18 protein-coding genes and 8 tRNA genes are annotated in these 19,690 nt (G+C 40.6%); 4 read left to right on the top strand and 22 right to left on the bottom strand.

Annotated elements, in window-relative coordinates:
- Window positions 1-4: 4 nt before the first annotated feature.
- The 7 genes from IE199_RS12745 to miaB all read right to left on the bottom strand — a co-directional run bounded on the left by IE199_RS12745 (window position 5) and on the right by miaB (window position 7,672).
- Window positions 5-697, bottom strand: coding sequence for an ABC transporter ATP-binding protein (locus IE199_RS12745; RefSeq protein WP_189771081.1), 693 nt, complete (start codon window positions 695-697; stop codon window positions 5-7).
- 28 nt (window positions 698-725) lie between these two features.
- Window positions 726-2,000, bottom strand: a complete 1,275-nt coding sequence (locus IE199_RS12740) for an efflux RND transporter periplasmic adaptor subunit (RefSeq protein WP_189771079.1) — start codon at window positions 1,998-2,000, stop codon at window positions 726-728.
- Between the two features lie 87 nt (window positions 2,001-2,087).
- Window positions 2,088-3,680: an apolipoprotein N-acyltransferase gene (gene lnt / locus IE199_RS12735; protein ID WP_189771077.1), complete on the bottom strand. Its 1,593-nt coding sequence runs from the start codon at window positions 3,678-3,680 to the stop codon at window positions 2,088-2,090.
- A 5-nt stretch (window positions 3,681-3,685) separates the two neighbouring features.
- On the bottom strand, window positions 3,686-4,564 hold the full coding sequence (locus IE199_RS12730; protein WP_189771075.1) for a CorC family transporter: 879 nt from the start codon (window positions 4,562-4,564) through the stop codon (window positions 3,686-3,688).
- A 73-nt stretch (window positions 4,565-4,637) separates the two neighbouring features.
- A complete protein-coding gene (ybeY, locus tag IE199_RS12725; protein ID WP_189771369.1) occupies window positions 4,638-5,102 on the bottom strand; it encodes an rRNA maturation RNase YbeY in 465 nt (154 codons plus the stop codon).
- 2 nt (window positions 5,103-5,104) lie between these two features.
- The gene (locus tag IE199_RS12720) at window positions 5,105-6,214 is read right to left on the bottom strand and encodes a PhoH family protein (RefSeq protein WP_189771068.1); all 1,110 of its coding nucleotides are present in this window, start codon (window positions 6,212-6,214) and stop codon (window positions 5,105-5,107) included.
- A 15-nt stretch (window positions 6,215-6,229) separates the two neighbouring features.
- Entirely contained in the window at window positions 6,230-7,672 is a 1,443-nt protein-coding gene (miaB, locus tag IE199_RS12715) for a tRNA (N6-isopentenyl adenosine(37)-C2)-methylthiotransferase MiaB (RefSeq protein ID WP_189771066.1), read from the bottom strand.
- A gap of 241 nt (window positions 7,673-7,913) precedes the next feature.
- On the opposite strand from miaB, the gene IE199_RS12710 reads away from it, so the two are divergent.
- Window positions 7,914-9,083, top strand: coding sequence for an FAD-dependent oxidoreductase (locus IE199_RS12710; RefSeq protein ID WP_189771064.1), 1,170 nt, complete (start codon window positions 7,914-7,916; stop codon window positions 9,081-9,083).
- 220 nt (window positions 9,084-9,303) lie between these two features.
- Here IE199_RS12710 and IE199_RS12705 read toward each other — a convergent pair.
- The 15 genes from IE199_RS12705 to lolB form a co-directional block, all read right to left on the bottom strand.
- Window positions 9,304-9,378 (bottom strand) — tRNA-Gln (locus IE199_RS12705).
- 38 nt (window positions 9,379-9,416) lie between these two features.
- Window positions 9,417-9,501 (bottom strand) — tRNA-Leu (locus IE199_RS12700).
- Window positions 9,502-9,509: 8 nt separating this feature from the next.
- Window positions 9,510-9,586: transfer RNA gene (locus tag IE199_RS12695), tRNA-Met, on the bottom strand.
- Window positions 9,587-9,679: 93 nt separating this feature from the next.
- A tRNA-Leu gene (locus IE199_RS12690) sits at window positions 9,680-9,764 on the bottom strand.
- 45 nt (window positions 9,765-9,809) lie between these two features.
- Window positions 9,810-9,884, bottom strand: a tRNA-Gln gene (locus IE199_RS12685).
- A gap of 52 nt (window positions 9,885-9,936) precedes the next feature.
- Window positions 9,937-10,011, bottom strand: a tRNA-Gln gene (locus IE199_RS12680).
- A gap of 37 nt (window positions 10,012-10,048) precedes the next feature.
- Window positions 10,049-10,133 (bottom strand) — tRNA-Leu (locus tag IE199_RS12675).
- An 8-nt stretch (window positions 10,134-10,141) separates the two neighbouring features.
- Window positions 10,142-10,218: transfer RNA gene (locus tag IE199_RS12670), tRNA-Met, on the bottom strand.
- Between the two features lie 253 nt (window positions 10,219-10,471).
- Window positions 10,472-10,822, bottom strand: a complete 351-nt coding sequence (locus IE199_RS12665; protein ID WP_189771062.1) for a DUF3718 domain-containing protein — start codon at window positions 10,820-10,822, stop codon at window positions 10,472-10,474.
- 219 nt (window positions 10,823-11,041) lie between these two features.
- A complete protein-coding gene (gene ychF, locus IE199_RS12660) occupies window positions 11,042-12,133 on the bottom strand; it encodes a redox-regulated ATPase YchF (RefSeq protein ID WP_189771060.1) in 1,092 nt (363 codons plus the stop codon).
- A 35-nt stretch (window positions 12,134-12,168) separates the two neighbouring features.
- Entirely contained in the window at window positions 12,169-12,756 is a 588-nt protein-coding gene (gene pth / locus IE199_RS12655; RefSeq protein WP_189771058.1) for an aminoacyl-tRNA hydrolase, read from the bottom strand.
- A 20-nt stretch (window positions 12,757-12,776) separates the two neighbouring features.
- Entirely contained in the window at window positions 12,777-13,388 is a 612-nt protein-coding gene (locus tag IE199_RS12650) for a 50S ribosomal protein L25/general stress protein Ctc (protein ID WP_189771056.1), read from the bottom strand.
- 229 nt (window positions 13,389-13,617) lie between these two features.
- The gene (locus IE199_RS12645; protein WP_189771367.1) at window positions 13,618-14,568 is read right to left on the bottom strand and encodes a ribose-phosphate pyrophosphokinase; all 951 of its coding nucleotides are present in this window, start codon (window positions 14,566-14,568) and stop codon (window positions 13,618-13,620) included.
- Window positions 14,569-14,683: 115 nt separating this feature from the next.
- Entirely contained in the window at window positions 14,684-15,553 is an 870-nt protein-coding gene (ispE, locus tag IE199_RS12640; protein WP_189771054.1) for a 4-(cytidine 5'-diphospho)-2-C-methyl-D-erythritol kinase, read from the bottom strand.
- Window positions 15,553-16,170, bottom strand: coding sequence for a lipoprotein insertase outer membrane protein LolB (gene lolB, locus IE199_RS12635; protein ID WP_189771052.1), 618 nt, complete (start codon window positions 16,168-16,170; stop codon window positions 15,553-15,555). Before lolB ends, ispE begins: the two co-directional genes overlap by 1 nt.
- Window positions 16,171-16,351: 181 nt before the next feature.
- Between lolB and hemA the strand changes: the two genes are divergently transcribed.
- The 3 genes from hemA to prmC all read left to right on the top strand — a co-directional run bounded on the left by hemA (window position 16,352) and on the right by prmC (window position 19,685).
- Window positions 16,352-17,614 carry a glutamyl-tRNA reductase gene (gene hemA, locus IE199_RS12630; protein ID WP_189771364.1) on the top strand — a complete coding sequence of 421 codons (1,263 nt, stop codon included), beginning with the start codon at window positions 16,352-16,354 and terminating at the stop codon, window positions 17,612-17,614.
- Window positions 17,615-17,735: 121 nt separating this feature from the next.
- Complete coding sequence (prfA, locus tag IE199_RS12625; RefSeq protein ID WP_189771050.1) at window positions 17,736-18,824, top strand: peptide chain release factor 1; 1,089 nt, start codon at window positions 17,736-17,738, stop codon at window positions 18,822-18,824.
- Window positions 18,825-18,830: 6 nt separating this feature from the next.
- Entirely contained in the window at window positions 18,831-19,685 is an 855-nt protein-coding gene (prmC, locus tag IE199_RS12620; protein WP_189771048.1) for a peptide chain release factor N(5)-glutamine methyltransferase, read from the top strand.
- The last annotated feature ends 5 nt before the right edge of the window (window positions 19,686-19,690 follow it).

Genomic DNA, 19,690 nt, shown 5'->3' with positions numbered 1-19,690 from the left:
GGCGCTAGGCTAGGGCTTTTTCTGCCACGATATCCAATTCACTTACCCTGCCGTCTTTCACCTGAATTCTGCGAGAAGCACGCAATGCTAGTTCTGGGTCATGGGTCACCATAATGATGGTGGTGCCTTGTTTGTTAATATCTTCGAGTAATGACATTACACCGTCGGCCATTTCAGAGTCCAAGTTACCTGTTGGCTCATCGGCGAGTAAAAAACGGGGGTCAGTAGCAAGTGCCCTCGCAATAGCGACACGTTGCTGCTGCCCTCCAGAGAGCTGTGATGGCACATGTTTCATGCGAGAGGCTAAACCTACTCGTGCTAAATTTTCTTCAATTCGCTGCTTGCGTTCTTTGGCATTAAAGCCGCGATAGCGTAACGGCACGTCAACATTATAAAATAGGTTTAGATCGGGGATTAGGTTAAAACCCTGAAAAACAAAACCTATCTTTTGATTACGCATTTTTGAACGTCCACTGTCATTTAACATACCGACATTTTGTCCATCTAAATAAAAATCGCCACTGGTGTAGGTTTCCAATAAACCAGCAATGTTTAAAAAAGTGGTTTTACCTGAGCCAGAAGGCCCAGTAACACTGACAAAGTCACCTTCGTTTACCGTTAAGTTGAAATCTCGCAACGCATGAGTTTGTACGTCTGCAGTTTGAAAAATTTTATTTATGTTCTTCATCTCTAACATGGGATATTCCTTTTTATATTTTTGTTGGTTACTGTGTCAGCAACACTTGTTCTGCGCTGTTAAATAGGTCAGTGTTTGACACAATCACCTGCTGGCCTTCGTTCAAACCTTCAAGAATTTCTATATGGCTTAAACTTCTGGCACCTAAACGTACTGGTGTTTTTATTGCCATGTCGTCATTGATCAGATAAACATATCTACCGCCACTACTATCGAGAAATTGTCCTCGTTTTACTTGTAATACGTCGGCTTTATGTTCGAGAATTATTTGGGTGTTGATGCGCTGATTTTGTCTTAAATTTCTTGGTGGTTGGTTAGTGAAGCGTACTCGCCCGGTAACCTGATTGTTCAGTATTTCGGGGGAAATTGTCACCAAGCGAGCACTAAAGTCGGCTTGTTCGTATTGCACGTTGACATCCATGCCGATGGCTAAGTCGTCGGCATAACTTTCTGGAATATCAATTTCCACCTCAAAGTTACTTAAATCAACGACGGTTAGTATTTCCTGATTTTTACTAAGGAAGGTTTTATTATTGGTGGCTAAGTTGCCAACAATTCCTTTTACTGGCGAACGAATAGTTAACCCGTCTACTTGTCTTTGTAATTCAGCAACAAGCAATTGTTGACGCTTTATGTCTAGTGATAACGACTCGCCGTCGAAATCTAAGCTTTCTCTGTTTAAGCTAGAATCCTGTTTGGCATGTTGAAATTGTAGTTTTGCATTTTCTAATTCATCTTGAGCCTTTTCATAATCTATTTGGCTGATAGCACTTTTTTCAAAACCTTGATCGGCACGTCGTTTTTCACGTTTTGCTGAGGTTAATCTTACCTGCGCTAAGTCAACTGCCTTTTGGTCGATAAGTTGTTGCTTTTTCGCTTGGATCTTTTGGCGTTTAAGTTGAGATTGTAAATTGGCGAGATTTGCTTGTTCTTGAAACAGGCGGTTGGTCAACTCTGGACTATCAAGTTTAGCTAGTGCTTGGTCAACTTCCACTTCATGGCCAGCTTCAATTAATAGAGTAATAGTGCCATCAGCAGGTGCGTATACTGTAGGACTTACCGCTGCGACTACACGTCCTAACGCAGAAATATCTCGGGTAAAATCGCCTCGAGTAACAGAGGCAATTCTTACGCGATCTTTTGCTACGACATTGTTCGCTTTACCCCATTTAGCGACCGCTGGGCCAATTTGCCATACGGCAATTGCCACAAACACGATAGAGGCTAGGGCGATATAAAGTTTTGGCTTTTTACTGGTATTGGTGGTGACACGAACATCTTGTTCGCTGGTATCTTTTATCATTGTTGTATTCCCCCGAATAATAGTTAGTAGGTCGAGGGAACACAGGAAATGGTTTATTTTTTAACGTAAATTATTTTCTTTAAATAATTAACTGTTTGAATTTAGATGTTTTTTATTTTTACATATTGTTGTAAAAATTATTGTTAATGTTAACAACAAGGCAAAAATATAAGTGGGTAAATCTCCCCACCTAGCGTATGGCGTCAATCCAGATACTAGAGGTAAATCTGCCTTGATAACCCCTTGCTCAAATTGCGGCAGTATTTCAACGATCTCACCATATTGATTAGTCATTGCAGTTACGCCTGTGTTAGTTGAACGCACCAGTGGTCTGCCGAACTCCAACGAACGCATCCTAGCAATTTCCATGTGCTGATGCGGACCGTGAGAATTACCAAACCAGGCGTCATTACTGACGGTCAGTAGAATATTAGTCTGGTTTGTAAAGTTAGCAGATAACTGCGCAGGGAAGGCAATTTCAAAACAAATCAATGGTAATAGTCGAATGCCATTGGCCAATAAATTGTTTTGCACATAGTCACCGCGGGTAAATGATGACATAGGTAAATTAAACAAAGGAGCGAGTGGTCTTAATAGGTCACCAAAGGGGACAAATTCACCAATGGGCAATAAATGATTTTTGTAGTAGCGGTTTTTATTATTGTAATAATACGCGGCTTCGTCGTCTTCGGCGTGTTTTTTCCCCAACACAATCAGCGCATTAAAATATCTTTCCGTTTCAAAATAATAATTAATAATACCGGTGATAATGGCGGTGTTATTTAACGCGGCAGAGCGGTTGGCAACATCTAAAAATTCTTGTGTAGTGCTTAAAGTTTCAATGGAAGCCACTGCAGATTCAGGCCAAACGATAATATCAGCATCATAGTTTACGCGGCTCAAATCTAAGTATTTCAGCATTGTTGGCCATTGCTGATCAGGTTGCCACTTAATTGACTGTTCAATATTTCCTTGAACAAGGGCAATGCGGGTCGTTTTACCTGTATCAGTAACCCAAGTTGCGTTATAGCCAAGGATGATAAGTATTAAAATACTGCTTAATGCTGCACTGGCTAGTTTTACCTTTTTATGACTTAGATAAAACAACGAGACAGCAAAAATGGTGATGACAAAGGTGATGCCTATCTCGCCAATTATGGGAGCGAGTATAGACAATGGGGAGTCCATTTGGCTGTACCCCAATGAAAGCCAGGGAAAGCCAGTTAGAAAAACACTGCGAAGATATTCAGCTAATAGCCAAGTTGGTGCCAATAACCACCACAAGGTTGGGCGTTTTAGTTTGTCTGATATTTTAGCCGTAGCATACAGTGCAGCGGCTGGGAATAATGCCAAATACAAACAAAGCAGTATCATCAAGGCAATAGATACCACCAAGGGGACGCCGCCAAATTCAGCGATACTTACATGAACCCAGCTGATCCCTGTACCAAACCAACCAAAACCAAAACCAAAGCCATGTTGAGTAGCCGTTTTAACTGGGGTAGTGCTTTGTGTTACTTGATAGTTTACGTAGTAAATCCAGCAAGGTAGTACCAGTAGTGTTAACCACCAAAGAGAAAAAGGAGCGTAGGCAAACACTAAACTTGCACCACATAAAACACTCGCCCACAGTCGTTTGTTTGACACAGTGTCAACAATATTGTTTAGTCGTTTGCCCATGTTATTTATTCGGTAGGTTTACCTGTCACTTTGTGATTTTTAGGTACAGTGAGTTGAACCGTTAATAAACGGCGACTATCGGCTGATGTGACTTTAAATTCAAAACGATCGATAGAAATTTCTTCACCTTTTTTCGGCATATGACCAAACTTATGCAGCACTAAACCGCCAATAGTATCAAAATCATTTTCATCAAATTGAGCATTGAAGTACTCGTTAAAATCTTCGAGTTCTGTTAACGCTTTAACTTGGTACACTTGGCCGGCAAGGTGTTTAATATCTTCTTCAATTTCATCATCGGTTTCATCTTCAATTTCACCAACGATAAGTTCTAAGATGTCTTCAATAGTAACGACACCCGAAACCCCACCATATTCATCAACAACAATGGCCATATGATAACGTTGCGAGCGAAATTCTTTTAAAAGAGGCTCTACTTTTTTACTCTCGGGCACAATAATCGCAGGACGAATAACATCTTTTAACGTCGCTGGTATTTCTTGTTGTTCAAAACCATATGCGAGCAGGTCTTTGGCCAATAATATTCCCTCTATATGATCAATATCGTCATTGATAACGGGGAAGCGAGAGTGGCCTGACTCTAAAATAATTGGTAAGGAATCAGTTAATGGAGAGTTTATATCTAGGGTGATCATTTGCGAGCGAGGGATCATAATGTCTCTTACACGCATGTCTGAAACTTCTAGCACGCCTTCAATCATTAGCTTAGTTTCAGGTTTTATTAACTCACGGTCTTCAGCATCATTTAGTACTTCAACCAGTGCGTCTTTGTTCTTCGGCTCTCCAGTAAACAACTGTACAAATTTGTCTAACAGTGTTTTGTTTGCAGAGCCGTTGCTAGAGTGGGGGTTGTCATCGCTCATAGAGCAGTATTTTTTCCTTTAAAAAAGTAGGTCTTGTAGTTTCTATAGTTTTTTCAAACAATTCAAGAAAAATTTAATTATTATCCACGATAATATAAGGGTTATTTATGGCTAACATGTTTAATTTTTCTATTTCCAGTGCTTCCATTTCTTCGGCTTCGTCATCATCAATGTGATCGTAACCTAGTAAATGCAAACAGCCATGAATGACCATATGAGCCCAGTGATCGTTAGTTTTTTTGCGTTGTTCAATAGCTTCTTGTTCAACCACGGGCGCACAAATAATTAAATCACCTAATAAATTGATTTCAACACCTTCGGGTACTTCAAACGGGAAAGACAACACATTAGTCGGTTTATCTTTACCGCGATATTGGCTATTCAATGCTTGGCTTTCTTGGCTATCAACAACGCGTATAGTCAGTTCAAAAGGGCTGCTAGCTGCAGATAAAGCTACATCTACCCAGCGTTGAAAATCTTCTGCGCTGGGTAGGTTTTTTTCATCAATGGCGATTTGAAGGTCTAACTGATGAGTCAACATTAAGCTTGCTCGTTATCTGCTTTGTTAGGCGCTGTATCACTTGATGCAACATTAGCAACAGGGTTTGCTGTTTGCTGTTTTTCAAGCTCTGCTTGACGTCTTTTTTCTTCTTTAATGCGGTTGGCCTTAGTTTCATATTTGTCGTACGCTTCAACAATGCGAGCTACAACAGGGTGACGAACCACATCTTTTGACATAAAGAAGTTAAAGCTCACCCCAGGAATATCGTCAAGTACCTCAATGGCGTGACGTAAACCTGATTTTTGGCCGCGAGGTAAGTCAACCTGGGTAATGTCACCAGTGATCACCGCACGTGAATTAAAACCTATACGGGTTAAGAACATTTTCATTTGTTCAACTGTCGTATTTTGGCTTTCATCCAAAATAATGAACGCATCATTAAGAGTTCTACCACGCATGTATGCCAGTGGTGCAATTTCAATGACACTTCTTTCAATCAGCTTTTCTACTTTCTCAAAGCCAAGCATTTCAAACAATGCGTCGTATAAAGGGCGAAGGTAAGGGTCAACTTTTTGTGATAAATCACCGGGTAAAAAACCTAACTTTTCGCCAGCTTCAACGGCTGGACGAGTCAGTAAAATACGGCGGACTTCTTGTCGTTCTAATGCGTCAACTGCACATGCTACTGCTAAATAGGTTTTACCTGTACCAGCAGGGCCTATACCAAAACTGATATCATTGGTTAGCACATTTTGCACGTATGCCGATTGATTTTTGTTTCTTGGTTTGACTAAGCCCCGTTTCGTTTTGATAGTGACCATTTGTTCGTAGTCAACATCAACTTTTGTTGGCGCTTGTTCTAACACATTGGCGTCTAGAATTGCTAAATGCACCATTTCATCAGTAATGGTGGTTTCTTTGCCTTTCACGGTTTCAGTTTCAACGTATAAATCTTTAAGTAGTTTAACTACCGCTTTAACGTTGTTAACTTCACCTAGTACACGAAAGTCATTGGCTCTATAACTAATTTCTACCCCAAGGCGGCGCTCAATCGCTTTAAGATTGTCATCCATTGGGCCACAAAGGTTCGCTTGCCTGTTGTTATCAACAGGCATTAATTTCAAACTTTCAGTAACAATATTACTCAAGAATCAAGTCCTTATTTACGGCGTGAACGTGCCAACGCCTAAGTCATTTACTTCTGGACTTGGCGTGTTGTGATGGCTATTTGACAATATATCAGCTGGCGAATGTGCGATACGTAACCCCATATCTTTTTCCATGCGGACTAAGTCACCACGTAATGAGTTAGCGTATACATCGGTAATCTTTACATCAACAAATTGACCAATCACAGAGTGTGGACCTTCAAAGTTGACGATGCGGTTGTTTTCCGTACGACCACGAAGCTCCATCGGGTTTTTCTTAGATGGCCCTTCAACAAGAATACGTTGCTCTGTATCTAACATTTGACGTGCGATGCGCAATGCTTGTTGATTAATGCGATCTTGTAAAATTTGCAAACGCTGTTTTTTCACTTCATCGGTAACATCATCAGGCAAGTCAGCCGCTGGCGTACCTGGTCGAGCGCTGTAAATAAAACTAAAACTTAAATCAAAATCAACGTCTTTGATTAAGTTCATCGTTGCTTCAAAGTCTTGGTCGGTTTCACCTGGGAAGCCAACGATAAAGTCTGATGACATGCAGATGTCAGGACGTGCTTTACGCAAACGGCGAATTTTAGATTTATATTCAAGTGCAGTATGAGCGCGCTTCATTTGCATTAGAATACGGTCAGAGCCTGTTTGAACCGGTAAATGTAAGTGGCTAACAAGCTCAGGAACGTCTTGATAAACATCAATGATATCGTCAGTAAATTCAACAGGGTGAGATGTGGTATAACGAATACGATCAATGCCGTCGATAGTCGCGATAAGGCGAATTAAGTCTGAAAAACGACAAATAGTGCCATCGTGCATTTCACCACGGTAGGCGTTTACGTTTTGGCCTAACAAGTTAACTTCACGAACACCTTGTTCCGCTAGTTGTGCAATTTCATAAAGCACGTCATCTAGTGGACGGCTAACTTCTTCACCACGCGTGTACGGTACAACACAGAAAGTACAATATTTACTACAACCTTCCATGATTGACACAAAGGCACTTGGGCCTTCAGCTTTAGGCTCTGGTAAGCGGTCAAACTTTTCGATTTCAGGAAAGCTAACGTCTACAACTGGGCTACGTTCGCCTTTAACTTGTTGGATCATCTCAGGTAAACGATGCAATGTTTGTGGACCAAACACCATATCTACATAAGGGGCACGTTGACGAATAGCGTCGCCTTCTTGGGATGCCACACAACCACCAACACCTATTACTAGATCTGGTTTGCTGTCTTTTAGGTTTTTCCAACGGCCTAATTGATGAAACACTTTTTCTTGTGCTTTTTCACGAATTGAACAAGTGTTTAATAAGATCACATCAGCATCTTCAGCTTCTTCAGCCAGTTGGAAGCCATGTGTTGAATCTAATAAATCAGCCATCTTTTGCGAGTCGTACTCGTTCATCTGACAGCCCCAGGTTTTAATGTATAACTTCTTGCTCATTCGTTTTTAGCCCAATTGTCTATTAAAATTGATTCTAGTTTTTGCTAGAGAATTTTTAGGGGGCGTATTTTACTCCTTCTTTTGGAGTGTGGCTAGGGGGCTGCTGTTAAATCACACTTATTTAACACACAAACCTGTGATTTGCTCGACAGCAAATAATTAATGTGAAAAAGCTGATCCTAATCATCGAATTTGTTGTCCCGCTTGGTTAGAATAGGCAAAAACATCAGATTGTACTGTCATGGAAAAGTTTGATTGCGCCATTGTTGGCGGTGGCATGGTAGGTGCTGCAACTGCACTTTCTTTATCTCAACTTGGTTTAACAGTTGCCCTCATTGAAAAATATCAGCCTAAAGATTTTGCTCCAGAGCAGGACTTTGACTTGCGCGTGTCGGCGATATCACTGGCTTCTCAACATTTGTTAGAGCAGTTAAATGCTTGGCAACAAATTGCGCGCTGGCGTGTGTGCCCATATCGCCGTTTGGGGGTGTGGGAGTTGCAAAGTAGCTACACTGAATTTAACGCTGACGAAATAAACCAAACACATCTTGGTCATATTGTCGAAAATAGACTTATCCAATTATCACTGTGGCAGCAGATTGAAAAAACACCACGCGTGAAATTAATGTGCCCTGATGCTGTGATCAGTTTTGAACAAAATGAAGATTGCTTAGCGCTAACGCTTGAAAGTGAAAAGCAGCTACAAGTTAAAGTACTCATAGCAGCTGATGGTGCAAATTCTCAGATAAGGCAAAAAGCTGGCATTGGCTTAACGGGTTGGGATTATGCGCAAGATGCTATGTTGATTAACGTGAAAACCGAAACTTCACAACAAGATATTACCTGGCAACAGTTTTTTCCAACGGGGCCTGTAGCTATGTTGCCTATGCCAGGTAAGCATGCTTCCTTAGTTTGGTACCATCAAAAGCAAGAACTTGCTCGTTTGTCTCAGCTAACCAATGAGCAATTGACCAATGAAATTAACCAGCACTTTCCACCAAGGCTTGGTCAAGTTCAAGTGGTAGATAAAGGCGCTTTCTCTCTAACTCGTCGCCACGCAAACCAATATGTAAAGGGGCGAGTAATTTTATTGGGTGACGCTGCCCATACGATTAATCCACTTGCAGGGCAGGGCGTTAATTTAGGCTTTAAAGATGTTAAGGCACTGCAAACTGTGTTTGCTAAAGCTATTGGGGAAGGGCAAGCATGGCATGCAAGCGACACACTTGCCAATTATGAAAAAGCACGTCGCTATGACAATTTATTAATGATGTCGACCATGGACGCGTTTTACTCTGCATTTAGTAACGATAATCCCCTGTTAAAAGCGGTTCGTAATTTTGGTTTGATGGCAGCAAACAAAGCTCCGCTATTAAAATCAAAAGCGTTAGCCTACGCGTGTGGTGTATAGTCTTTAATATCAATTGCTATTGATAGTCAACATAACGAGGAAGCCAGTGAAATAGCGGTTTCCTTTTTTATTGCCCAAATTAAAATATTGATTTCAGTTGGCATAACTATTTATTTCTGTTGGTCTTAGTTGCTTATAGAGCGTAAGGGATAAAATTAGAGAAAGTAGGTTTATAACTTAACGGTGATACAATTTGAATAATATGATGAATAAGCATAAGTGGCAGGGGTAAGAGGATTTGAACCTCTGAATGACGGGATCAAAACCCGCTGCCTTACCGCTTGGCTATACCCCTGCAATGCTTACGTATTCTTGTAACTGATGTTACTTGAATGGTACGGGAAGAGAGACTTGAACTCTCACACCTCGCGGTACTGGAACCTAAATCCAGCGCGTCTACCAATTCCGCCATTCCCGCATTGTAAATGGTGGCTACACCGAGATTTGAACTTGGGACCCCATCATTATGAGTGATGTGCTCTAACCAGCTGAGCTATGTAGCCATAAGCCTTTGATAATTACACTGCGCTTGTTTGACTAAGTGTAGTATAGTTAAGAAAGGATTTTTAGAATTTAACTTCTAAGTGTTCTCAAAATGGTACGGGAAGAGAGACTTGAACTCTCACACCTCGCGGTACTGGAACCTAAATCCAGCGCGTCTACCAATTCCGCCATTCCCGCATTTTGAGATAGGTGATTAACACCAAAATATTTTGTCTTAAGAATTGGCAGGGGTAAGAGGATTTGAACCTCTGAATGACGGGATCAAAACCCGCTGCCTTACCGCTTGGCTATACCCCTTCCGTAATTCTTAAGTGAAACATTGTTGATTTATACTCCCACTTCAATGAAGTGGCAGGGGTAAGAGGATTTGAACCTCTGAATGACGGGATCAAAACCCGCTGCCTTACCGCTTGGCTATACCCCTACAATGTTTCTTATTTAAATAACTCATGTTATTTAAATGGTACGGGAGGAGAGACTTGAACTCTCACACCTCGCGGTACTGGAACCTAAATCCAGCGCGTCTACCAATTCCGCCACTCCCGCATTGTAAATGGTGGCTACACCGAGATTTGAACTTGGGACCCCATCATTATGAGTGATGTGCTCTAACCAGCTGAGCTATGTAGCCATTTACAACCTTGCCTCTCAGCAAGTGGCGCGTATTATGCAAATCTGATTGGCTAACGTCAACCGTTTTTTTTCAAAAAAATACCTATTTCGACTCGTTTGGCTAAACTCTCGTCAAACCGTGTTTATTATAGGCGTATCATAGACTTTTCTGGTGATAAAATAGCCAACTGTATGGCATGTGATATGGTTTTAATAATGGGAAAGAGCAAACGCACTGCATTATGATAAATACAGTGCGTGTGTTTATCTAATTACTCAACGCGTAATCGAGCTTCTTCTGCTAAATGAGCTGAATGTTTAGCAATATTGTCTATTTCTTCTTGAACTTTTTTGGCGGGAATTTTACCAATTAAAAATTCACCGGCTTCTAATGACTGATTCGCAGCGGCAAATATAAGTAGGTTCATATCATTGCATTTAATTTGATCGTATAAGTTTCTAACACGTAATTTTTGCTGTTTAAGATACGAACGTAAGCGACTCTTGTCATTAGCTTTAATATATTCACAAACACGTAGTCCAACACTATCATTTGCTGAAACGTTTGGCGAAAGGGTTAGTGCACTAAAAACAATACTAGTTAATAAAAGTGTTTTTTTCATAGATACCTCTATGTTGTTATTGTTACAAAGGGTGTGCATCTAGTATGGTAGAAAAATTGTTTTTTACTAACTTATTTTTATCAGTAAATAGAATAACTTGGCTGTATGGCTAAAATAAAAGCAAAGTGTGACTATTTAGTGAGCTGAACGCGTGCTTTGTAAGTTTTGTAGGCATAAAAAAAGCCACTTAGAGTGGCTTTTTAAAATCGTTTTGCTGTACTAGACATTAAATCTAAAGTGAACAACATCACCATCTTTTACGATGTAATCTTTACCTTCAAGTCGCCACTTACCTGCTTCTTTAGCGCCTGATTCACCGTTGTGCTCAATAAAGTCGTCAAAACCAACAACTTCAGCGCGAATAAAGCCTTTTTCGAAGTCAGTGTGGATAACACCAGCAGCTTGTGGTGCTGTCGCGTTTTGTTTTACGGTCCATGCACGAACTTCTTTTACGCCAGCGGTGAAGTATGTTTGTAAGCTAAGTAAACCGTAACCTGAGTTGATCACTCGGTTAAGTCCTGGCTCTTCTAAACCCATTTCTTCCATGAAGATTTCGCGGTCTTCTTCATCCATTTCAGACAGTTCACCTTCAATTTCGGCACATACTGCAACAACTACCGCACCTTCATTGGCAGCAATTTCACGTACTTGGTCTAAATATGGGTTATTTTCAAAGCCATCATCATTAACATTTGCAATGTACATAGTTGGCTTAACTGTTAGGAAGTTTAAGTATTTAACGGCAGCTAGTTCTTCTTTAGTTAGCTCTAGAGAACGAACCATATTGCCTTCTTCAACGTGTTTTAAAATTTTCTCAAGTACTGGCAATTCAAATTTTGCGTCTTTATCACCGCCTTTTGCCTTTTTAGTTTGGCGTTGAATTGCGCGTTCAGCAGTATCCATATCAGCTAAAGCTAATTCAGTATTGATAACATCAATATCGTCAGCTGGGCTTACTTTACCGGAAACGTGCACAATGTTTTCGTTATCAAAACAGCGAACTACATGGCCAATGGCATCTGTTTCACGAATGTTCGCTAAAAATTTGTTACCTAAACCTTCACCTTTAGAAGCTCCAGCAACCAATCCAGCAATATCAACAAATTCCATTGTTGTGGCAATGACACGTTCGGGTTTGACAATAGCAGCTAGCTTATCTAAACGCGGATCTGGAACAGGTACAACACCTGTATTAGGTTCAATTGTACAAAACGGGAAGTTAGCTGCTTCAATTCCTGCTTTGGTTAATGCGTTGAAAAGGGTTGATTTACCTACGTTGGGTAGACCAACGATACCACATTTAAATCCCATGTTCAGTTACCTATAAAATTGATGGCTTTGCCCATCTATGGTTGTGCTTTAAAGGAGTGTAGACGGTTTTGGGCGATTTTAACGTCGTTTTTTTGCCAAATTTCAAAGCAACGGCTTGCTTCGTCAATACACTGATCCATTAGTTTCTGCTCACTAGGTGATGCTTTACCTAGTACATGGCCAGTTACTTTGTCTTTATGACCTGGGTGACCTATGCCTATGCGCAGTCGATAAAAATCTTTGTTATTTGCCATGCGGGCGATAATGTCTCGTAAACCATTATGACCACCGTGGCCTCCGCCTTGTTTTATTTTGCAAACACCTGGCTCCATGTCCATTTCATCATGAGCAACTAAAATATTTTCAACAGACATTTTATAAAAATTAGCTAAAGGAGCTACAGCCTGTCCACTTCGGTTCATAAAAGTTGTTGGCACAAGTAAGTGTACAAGGTTTCCACCAATGTCACCTTTACCATAATAACCAAAGTATTTTTTTTCAGGACGGAGAGAGATGTTATATCTTGACGCCAGTTCTTCAACAAACCAAACGCCTGCATTGTGACGGGTCTTTGTATATTCGGGGCCTGGATTACCCAGGCCCACAACTAACTGAATAGTCATCTTAAGGTAAGACCTTAAAATTACTCAGCAGCAGCTTCTTCGCTAGCTTCGTCACTACCGCCTTTAGGCGCGTTTAAAGTAACAACAGCTTGGTCGTGGCTTTCACCTTTAGCTAATTCGTCTGAAGTTACGCCTTCAGGGAATTTAACGTCAGATAGGTGAAGAGTTTGACCTACTTCGATGTCAGCAACGTCAACTTCGATGAACTCTGGTAAGTTACCTGGTAAACAAGTTACCGCGATTTCAGCGATGTGATGAGCGATTGTTCCACCTTTCTTAGTAGCAGCTTCTTCGTTTACGAAGTGAACTGGTACATTGCTGTGGATAGGGTGTGAAGCGTCTACGCGTAAGAAGTCTAAGTGCATTACTTGAGGCTTGAACGGGTGACGTTGCATGTCTTTAACAACACATTCAACTTTCTCACCACCAATAACAAGCGTTAACACTTGAGTGTAAAAAGCTTCTTCTTGCTGTGCACGTACAACTTTGTTGTGAGCTAGTGTTAAAGATACTGGCTCTTTTTCTTCACCGTAAAGGATAGCTGGAACTTTGTTCGCGTGACGTAGGCGGCGGCTCGCACCTTTCCCTAAATCAGTACGTACTTCAGCTTCCAAAGTAAATAAATCAGTCATGATAATTACCTAATATAAAATAAATGTTGGTTATTCTTTGCGACCAAAAATAACCCGTGTGTTGCTTTTTCCTAGCAGTTATTTACTACTCAGATAAAAAAGGCGCGGCATGATAACATTAAGCAAATGATATTGCATTAATAAATTATGCCAATTGTAATCACTGCTTATAAACAAATAAAAAAGCCAACTTTTAAAGTTGGCTTTTCTAACGATAAAGTTTTGATATTTAGCTATCAAACATTGCAGAGATTGACTCTTCGTTACATACACGGCGAATTGCTTCTGAAAGCATACCGCTTAATGTTAACTGACGAACTTTACCATTTAATGCTTTAATTTCATCAGACAGAGGAATTGAATCTGTAACAATAACTTCGTCTATAACAGAGTTTTTAATGTTTTCTGCTGCGTTACCTGAAAATACAGGATGAGTAGCATAAGCATAAACATTTTTTGCACCGTGAGCTTTTAACGCTTCAGCTGCTTTTGCTAACGTGCCACCTGTATCGATCATATCGTCAACGATAATACAATCACGACCTTGAACATCACCGATAATATGCATGACTTGTGCTACATTTGCTTTAGGGCGACGTTTGTCGATAATGGCTAGGTCAGCGTCGTCAAGTAATTTAGCTACAGCACGCGCTCTAACTACACCACCGATATCTGGTGAAACGACAACTGGGTTTTCTAACGCTTTTTCTTGCATATCTTCTAATAAGATTGGCGTACCAAATACGTTATCTACAGGTACATCGAAGAAGCCTTGAATTTGTTCAGCGTGAAGGTCAACGGTAAGAACACGATCAACACCTACACTAGATAAAAAGTCTGCAACAACTTTTGCGGTAATTGGAACACGCGCACTACGTACACGTCGGTCTTGGCGGGCATAACCAAAATAAGGCATTACCGCTGTAATTCGACCAGCTGACGCACGACGTAAGGCGTCGATCATCACAATTAGTTCCATTAGGTTATCGTTGGTAGGTGCGCAAGTAGATTGAATAATGAACACATCCGCGCCACGAACGTTCTCAGTGATTTCTACGCTCACTTCGCCGTCGCTAAAACTGCCAACTTTGGCTTCACCTAAGGTGATGTATAAGCGGTTTGCAATTTGTTTGGCCAGTTCAGGGGTGGCATTACCCGCAAAGATTTTCATGTCAGGCACAAGCAGTTCCTCAGAAACTTTTGACATTTGATTGTATTTCATGCTGCATCAACGGTTGCAGTTAATATCAGCACATTATGCGAAAAAAGCCAGTTTATGGCCATTTCATTTTTCATTAACGTGTAAACTCTCGTTGATACTTCTCAAGGGTTTGATGAAGTGGCGATACATTTACACCTTTAGCAACAAATGAAGAAATTTGCTCAGGTAACATTTTTTGGATACTTTCAGCTTGCTCTTTCGTATCAAAACGACTGAAAATACATGCCCCCGTTCCCGTCATTTGAGACGGCGCGTATTCTACCAACCAAGCCAGTAGATTGGCAACCTCGGGATACTGTTTTATTACTAATTTTTGACAATCATTGTGGCAAGAATCTATGTCCAATTGGTCAAGTTTTAGCGCAGGAGTATTGCGAGTCAGGTCTGGCGAGGTGAATACTGCTTGCGTAGAAATACTGACATTAGGTTTACTGACTAAGTAGTAATAGGTGCTTGGTGTTATCGGAGTTAATTCTTCACCAACACCTTTTGCAAATGCGGCAAATCCGTGAACAAATACTGGGACATCTGCACCTAGTTTAAGTCCAATATCAGCAAGTTGTTGCAATGTAAAGTTGGTCTGCCATAACCAATTTAAAGCGACTAATATAGTTGCCGCATCAGATGAACCACCACCTAAACCTCCCCCCATAGGGAGATACTTTTCTAATTTTATCTGAGCACCTTTGTTTGTTTGTGACGCCAGTTGGAGGGCTTTAGCTGCTTTAATGATTAAGTTTTCTTCATCGGGTACACCTTCAATGGGTGTTAACAATTCAATTTGTCCATTGTCGGTTGGTCGAATATTTATATTGTCACCGTGATCTAAAAACTGAAACGCGGTTTCTAGTTCGTGGTAGCCATCAGCTCTTCTACCTATGATATGTAAAAATAAGTTGAGTTTTGCAGGAGCAGGAAAAGTTAAAAATTGCGTAGCGGTCATTAAAACGTCCAGTCAGATATTTGCATTTTAATTAATAAGTCGCCTTGGCGAATGGTCAGTTTTGTTGATACATCTAAATTATTTTTACGCACATAGCCAGCGTAGCTAATTGTCCAAAGTTTACTGTTATGGCTCGAGTGCAGGTTTGTGGGTAATGATGTAATTGGATCAAAAGTCAGTTGATCACTTGTATATGCGGGTAGACCAAACAGCCAAAAATGTAATTGTTCAACGGGTAGTTGTAAACCTGTTAATGAATATAATAAAGCTGCTAAGTCGTCACTTTGATATTCTTCGCCATCAACTTCTAGTTGATGTATTCCTTGCTTTGATTTTAAAGAAAATATATTGATACCGAGGAAAGTATTAAGATTTAGTTCTTGCTTTTGCTCGACTAAATTATTTTGCCAATACAAAGAGGCACTTTCACGTTCTTTTCCTTGAATAAAAGCGATTCGTCCTTGTATCTTCCAGTTTTCAAGTGCGTTAATTTTTTGGGTTCTCTGTTCAACAGTATCGGCAATTGTTGGTGTATCTTGTTCTAAATTAGGCCTTGAAGAGCAAGCGTTTAATCCTAAAAGGATGATCGATATCAAGAATAGTCTTAGTTTTATCATGGTTTTTTGCTTTCATTTAACCCGTTTATTTCGTAAAATTAGCCGGATTTTAGTGTCCTTTCAGTCGAATGCTGTGTGCAGGCGCTCATAATACACTAGAATTAAAAATTATCAGTGCAAAATTATGCCAGCCTTGGTTGGTTATTTGCAAAGTCAATTACTAGGTCAATATTTACGCATTATGCCCATTGTCGCTGTTGGAATTAATCATAAAACTGCTCCTGTTGCTGTTCGAGAGAAAATTTCTTTTAATCCCGATAATTTATCGTCGGCGTTACAGGAAATGCTCGACGAAGTTTCATGTAAAGAAGCAGCGATTTTATCAACCTGCAACCGCACTGAATTATATTTAGTGCAAAATGAATCTATTGATCAAACGCAAGCTAAAATTATTTCTTGGTTGGAGCAGCACCATGGTGTTCCAGCGTCATCTATCATTCCTAGCTTATATTGGCACAGCGATAAACAAGCAGTAAATCACATGATGCGTGTTGCTTGTGGCCTTGATTCTTTAGTACTTGGTGAACCGCAAATTCTGGGTCAAATGAAGCAAGCCTATAGCCAAGCTAAGGCGGCAGGCTCACTTGCGCTTGTTATGGACAGGTTGTTTCAACGTACATTTGGTGTTGCCAAACAAGTGCGTACGGAAACTGAAATTGGTGCCAGTGCTGTTTCAGTTGCTTTTGCTGCCGTAAACCTAGCCAAGCATATTTTTGCCAGTTTAGAAAAAGCAAAAGTGTTATTGGTTGGTGCAGGTGAAACTATCGAGTTGGTTGCTAAACACTTGTACGAAAACAAAGTGGGTAAAATTACAGTTGCTAACCGAACCTTGTCTCGTGCAGAGCAAATGGCAAGTCAAATTGGCGCAGACGTAATAACCTTAGCGCAAATTCCTGAACATATTGCCGATGCTGACATAGTGATTAGTTCAACCGGTAGTACTTTACCTATCATTGGTAAAGGTATGGTGGAAAAAGCATTAACTAAGCGTAAACACCGCCCTGTGTTTATGGTCGATTTAGCGGTACCTCGTGATATTGAGGAACAAGTTGCTGACTTAGAAGATGTATTTTTATATACGGTTGATGACTTACAAGGCATTATCGCTAAAAATATCGAAAACAGACGTAAAGCTGCGGTTGAAGCTGAGTCGATTGTGTCTGAGCAATCGGATGTCTTTATGGCGTGGATGCGTGGCTTAAACACACAAGATACTGTGGTTAGCTACCGAAACCAATGTTTAGAAGAACGTGATGCCTTATTAGAAAAAGCGTTATTACAATTAAAAGCCAATAAAAATCCCGAAGCGGTAGTTGCTGAACTGGCGACAAAACTCACCAACAAGTTTATGCATGCTCCCACCAGCGCTATTCAATCTGCTGCACAAGGCGGAGAACTGGATAAAATCGTCTATTTACGCGATATTTTCAATATCGATAACTAGCTTTACTCATTAAGTGTTTGTTGCAAGTAGTCAGTGAAGTTATTACACTGCGCGCAACGAGTTCAGAAATAATTCCATAAGCAGAATAAACGTCTGCTTAACGTATCAAATAGAAACATTCATGAAAAAATCTGTTTATCAAAAATTAGAAGGATTGGTAGAACGCTTCGAAGAAGTGCAGGCGTTATTATCTGATCCTGGTATTATTGCAGACCAAGAAAAGTTCCAGGCTTTATCTAAAGAGTTCAAGCAGTTAGAAGAAGTGACAAGCGTGTTTAATAATTATAGAAGCGCTGAAGATGACTTTGCAACTGCCGAAGAAATGCTTAAAGATGATGATCCTGACTTACGTGAAATGGCGCAAGAAGAATACAAAGACGCAAAACATGCGGTAGAAACTTTGGCTGACGAGTTGCAAATATTATTGTTACCTCGTGACCCAAAAGATGACAATAACTGCTTTGTTGAAATTCGTGCTGGTGCTGGTGGTGATGAAGCGGCAATTTTTGCGGGTGACTTGTACCGCATGTATAGCCGATTTGCCGAAACTAAAGGTTGGCGCATCGAAATCATGAACGAAAGTGAAAGTGAGCAGGGCGGCTTTAAAGAAATTATCTTTAAAGTGTCAGGCGAAGGCGTATATGGTCAAATGAAATTTGAATCTGGTGGTCATCGTGTTCAACGTGTACCAGAAACAGAATCTCAAGGCCGTGTACATACGTCTGCCTGTACTGTGGTGGTATTGCCTGAAATTCCTGAATCAGAAGCTATCGAAATCAATAAAGCTGATTTGAAAGTTGATACTTTCCGTGCGTCAGGTGCGGGTGGACAGCACGTTAACAAAACCGATTCTGCCATTCGTATTACCCATATTCCAACAGGTATTGTGGTGGAATGTCAGGATCAACGTTCGCAACACAAAAACCGTGCACAAGCGATGTCAGTATTGCAAGCGAGATTACAAGCGGCAGAAGATGAAAAGCGTCGTAGTGAAGAAGAAAGCTCTCGTCGAAGCTTAGTGGCCAGTGGTGATCGTTCAGAACGTATTAGAACTTACAACTATCCACAAAGCCGTATGACTGATCATCGTATTAACCTGACTTTGTATCGCTTAGCTGAAGTGATGGAAGGTAATCTACATTTGGTTCTTGAGCCAATTTTACAAGAAAATCAGGCCGACTTATTAGCGGCATTAGCTGAGCAAAGCTAAGGTTTAATGATTACATCAGCTTTCACGATAAAGCAGGCTATAAAATACGGCAGCGATTTACTCGCTGCCGTTTCTGATTCTGCACTGCTAGATAGTCAAATATTACTGGCATTTTCTCTAGGAAAAGATCGCAGCTATTTATTAAGTTGGCCAGAAAAATTACTGGCAGACGAAGTACAGAGTCTTTTTATCAATTTGCTAAAAAGACGTGCTCAACATGAGCCTGTTGCTTATTTGGTTGGTCATAAAGAGTTTTGGTCGCTGGAGTTAGACGTAGCTCCTTCAACTTTGATACCTAGACCTGATACTGAAGTGTTGGTGGAACAGGTTTTACAAGACATTACCTCAGAGCAAGCTCGCTGTTTAGATTTAGGGACGGGAACGGGCGCCATAGCGTTAGCGCTGGCCAGTGAAAACAAAAAGTGGCAATTTGACGCTGTCGATTTGATGCCAGAAGCAGTAACGCTTGCAAAGAAAAATGCCAAGAAACTAAATATTAATAACGTTAATATTTACCAAAGCAGTTGGTTTGAAAACATTGATAAATCATTGCGCTTTGACGTTATTGTCAGTAACCCTCCCTACATTGATGCCAATGATCCTCATTTGGCGCAAGGTGATGTGACGTTTGAGCCTGTTTCAGCATTGGTGGCAAAAAATAATGGCTTAGCTGATATCGAGCATATTGCGTCAAAGGCTAGAAGTTACCTGACGCCAGGTGGCAGTTTGTATTTTGAGCATGGCTTTGAACAAGGGCAACTAGTGAGAGATATTTTAACTTCGCTAGGTTATGATAACGCCGCCACAATACAAGATTACAATAATAATGATCGCGTCACTTATGCGCGATTTAACCAATAAATAAG

It is taken from the genome of Thalassotalea marina (assembly GCF_014656435.1).
GTDB lineage: Bacteria > Pseudomonadota > Gammaproteobacteria > Enterobacterales > Alteromonadaceae > Thalassotalea_C > Thalassotalea_C marina.
This window is presented reverse-complemented; position numbering and strand designations above follow the sequence as displayed.

Bases quoted from the DNA above. Each gene is read 5' to 3' on its own strand.
- IE199_RS12745 (WP_189771081.1), bottom strand. From the start codon at position 697: ATGTTAGAGATGAAGAACATAAATAAAATTTTTCAAACTGCAGACGTA.
- IE199_RS12740 (WP_189771079.1), bottom strand. From the start codon at position 2,000: ATGATAAAAGATACCAGCGAACAAGATGTTCGTGTCACCACCAATACC.
- lnt (WP_189771077.1), bottom strand. From the start codon at position 3,680: ATGGGCAAACGACTAAACAATATTGTTGACACTGTGTCAAACAAACGA.
- IE199_RS12730 (WP_189771075.1), bottom strand. From the start codon at position 4,564: ATGAGCGATGACAACCCCCACTCTAGCAACGGCTCTGCAAACAAAACA.
- miaB (WP_189771066.1), bottom strand. From the start codon at position 7,672: ATGAGCAAGAAGTTATACATTAAAACCTGGGGCTGTCAGATGAACGAG.
- IE199_RS12710 (WP_189771064.1), top strand. From the start codon at position 7,914: ATGGAAAAGTTTGATTGCGCCATTGTTGGCGGTGGCATGGTAGGTGCT.
- IE199_RS12665 (WP_189771062.1), bottom strand. From the start codon at position 10,822: ATGAAAAAAACACTTTTATTAACTAGTATTGTTTTTAGTGCACTAACC.
- ychF (WP_189771060.1), bottom strand. From the start codon at position 12,133: ATGGGATTTAAATGTGGTATCGTTGGTCTACCCAACGTAGGTAAATCA.
- pth (WP_189771058.1), bottom strand. From the start codon at position 12,756: ATGACTATTCAGTTAGTTGTGGGCCTGGGTAATCCAGGCCCCGAATAT.
- IE199_RS12650 (WP_189771056.1), bottom strand. From the start codon at position 13,388: ATGACTGATTTATTTACTTTGGAAGCTGAAGTACGTACTGATTTAGGG.
- ispE (WP_189771054.1), bottom strand. From the start codon at position 15,553: ATGACCGCTACGCAATTTTTAACTTTTCCTGCTCCTGCAAAACTCAAC.
- lolB (WP_189771052.1), bottom strand. From the start codon at position 16,170: ATGATAAAACTAAGACTATTCTTGATATCGATCATCCTTTTAGGATTA.
- hemA (WP_189771364.1), top strand. From the start codon at position 16,352: ATGCCCATTGTCGCTGTTGGAATTAATCATAAAACTGCTCCTGTTGCT.
- prfA (WP_189771050.1), top strand. From the start codon at position 17,736: ATGAAAAAATCTGTTTATCAAAAATTAGAAGGATTGGTAGAACGCTTC.
- prmC (WP_189771048.1), top strand. From the start codon at position 18,831: ATGATTACATCAGCTTTCACGATAAAGCAGGCTATAAAATACGGCAGC.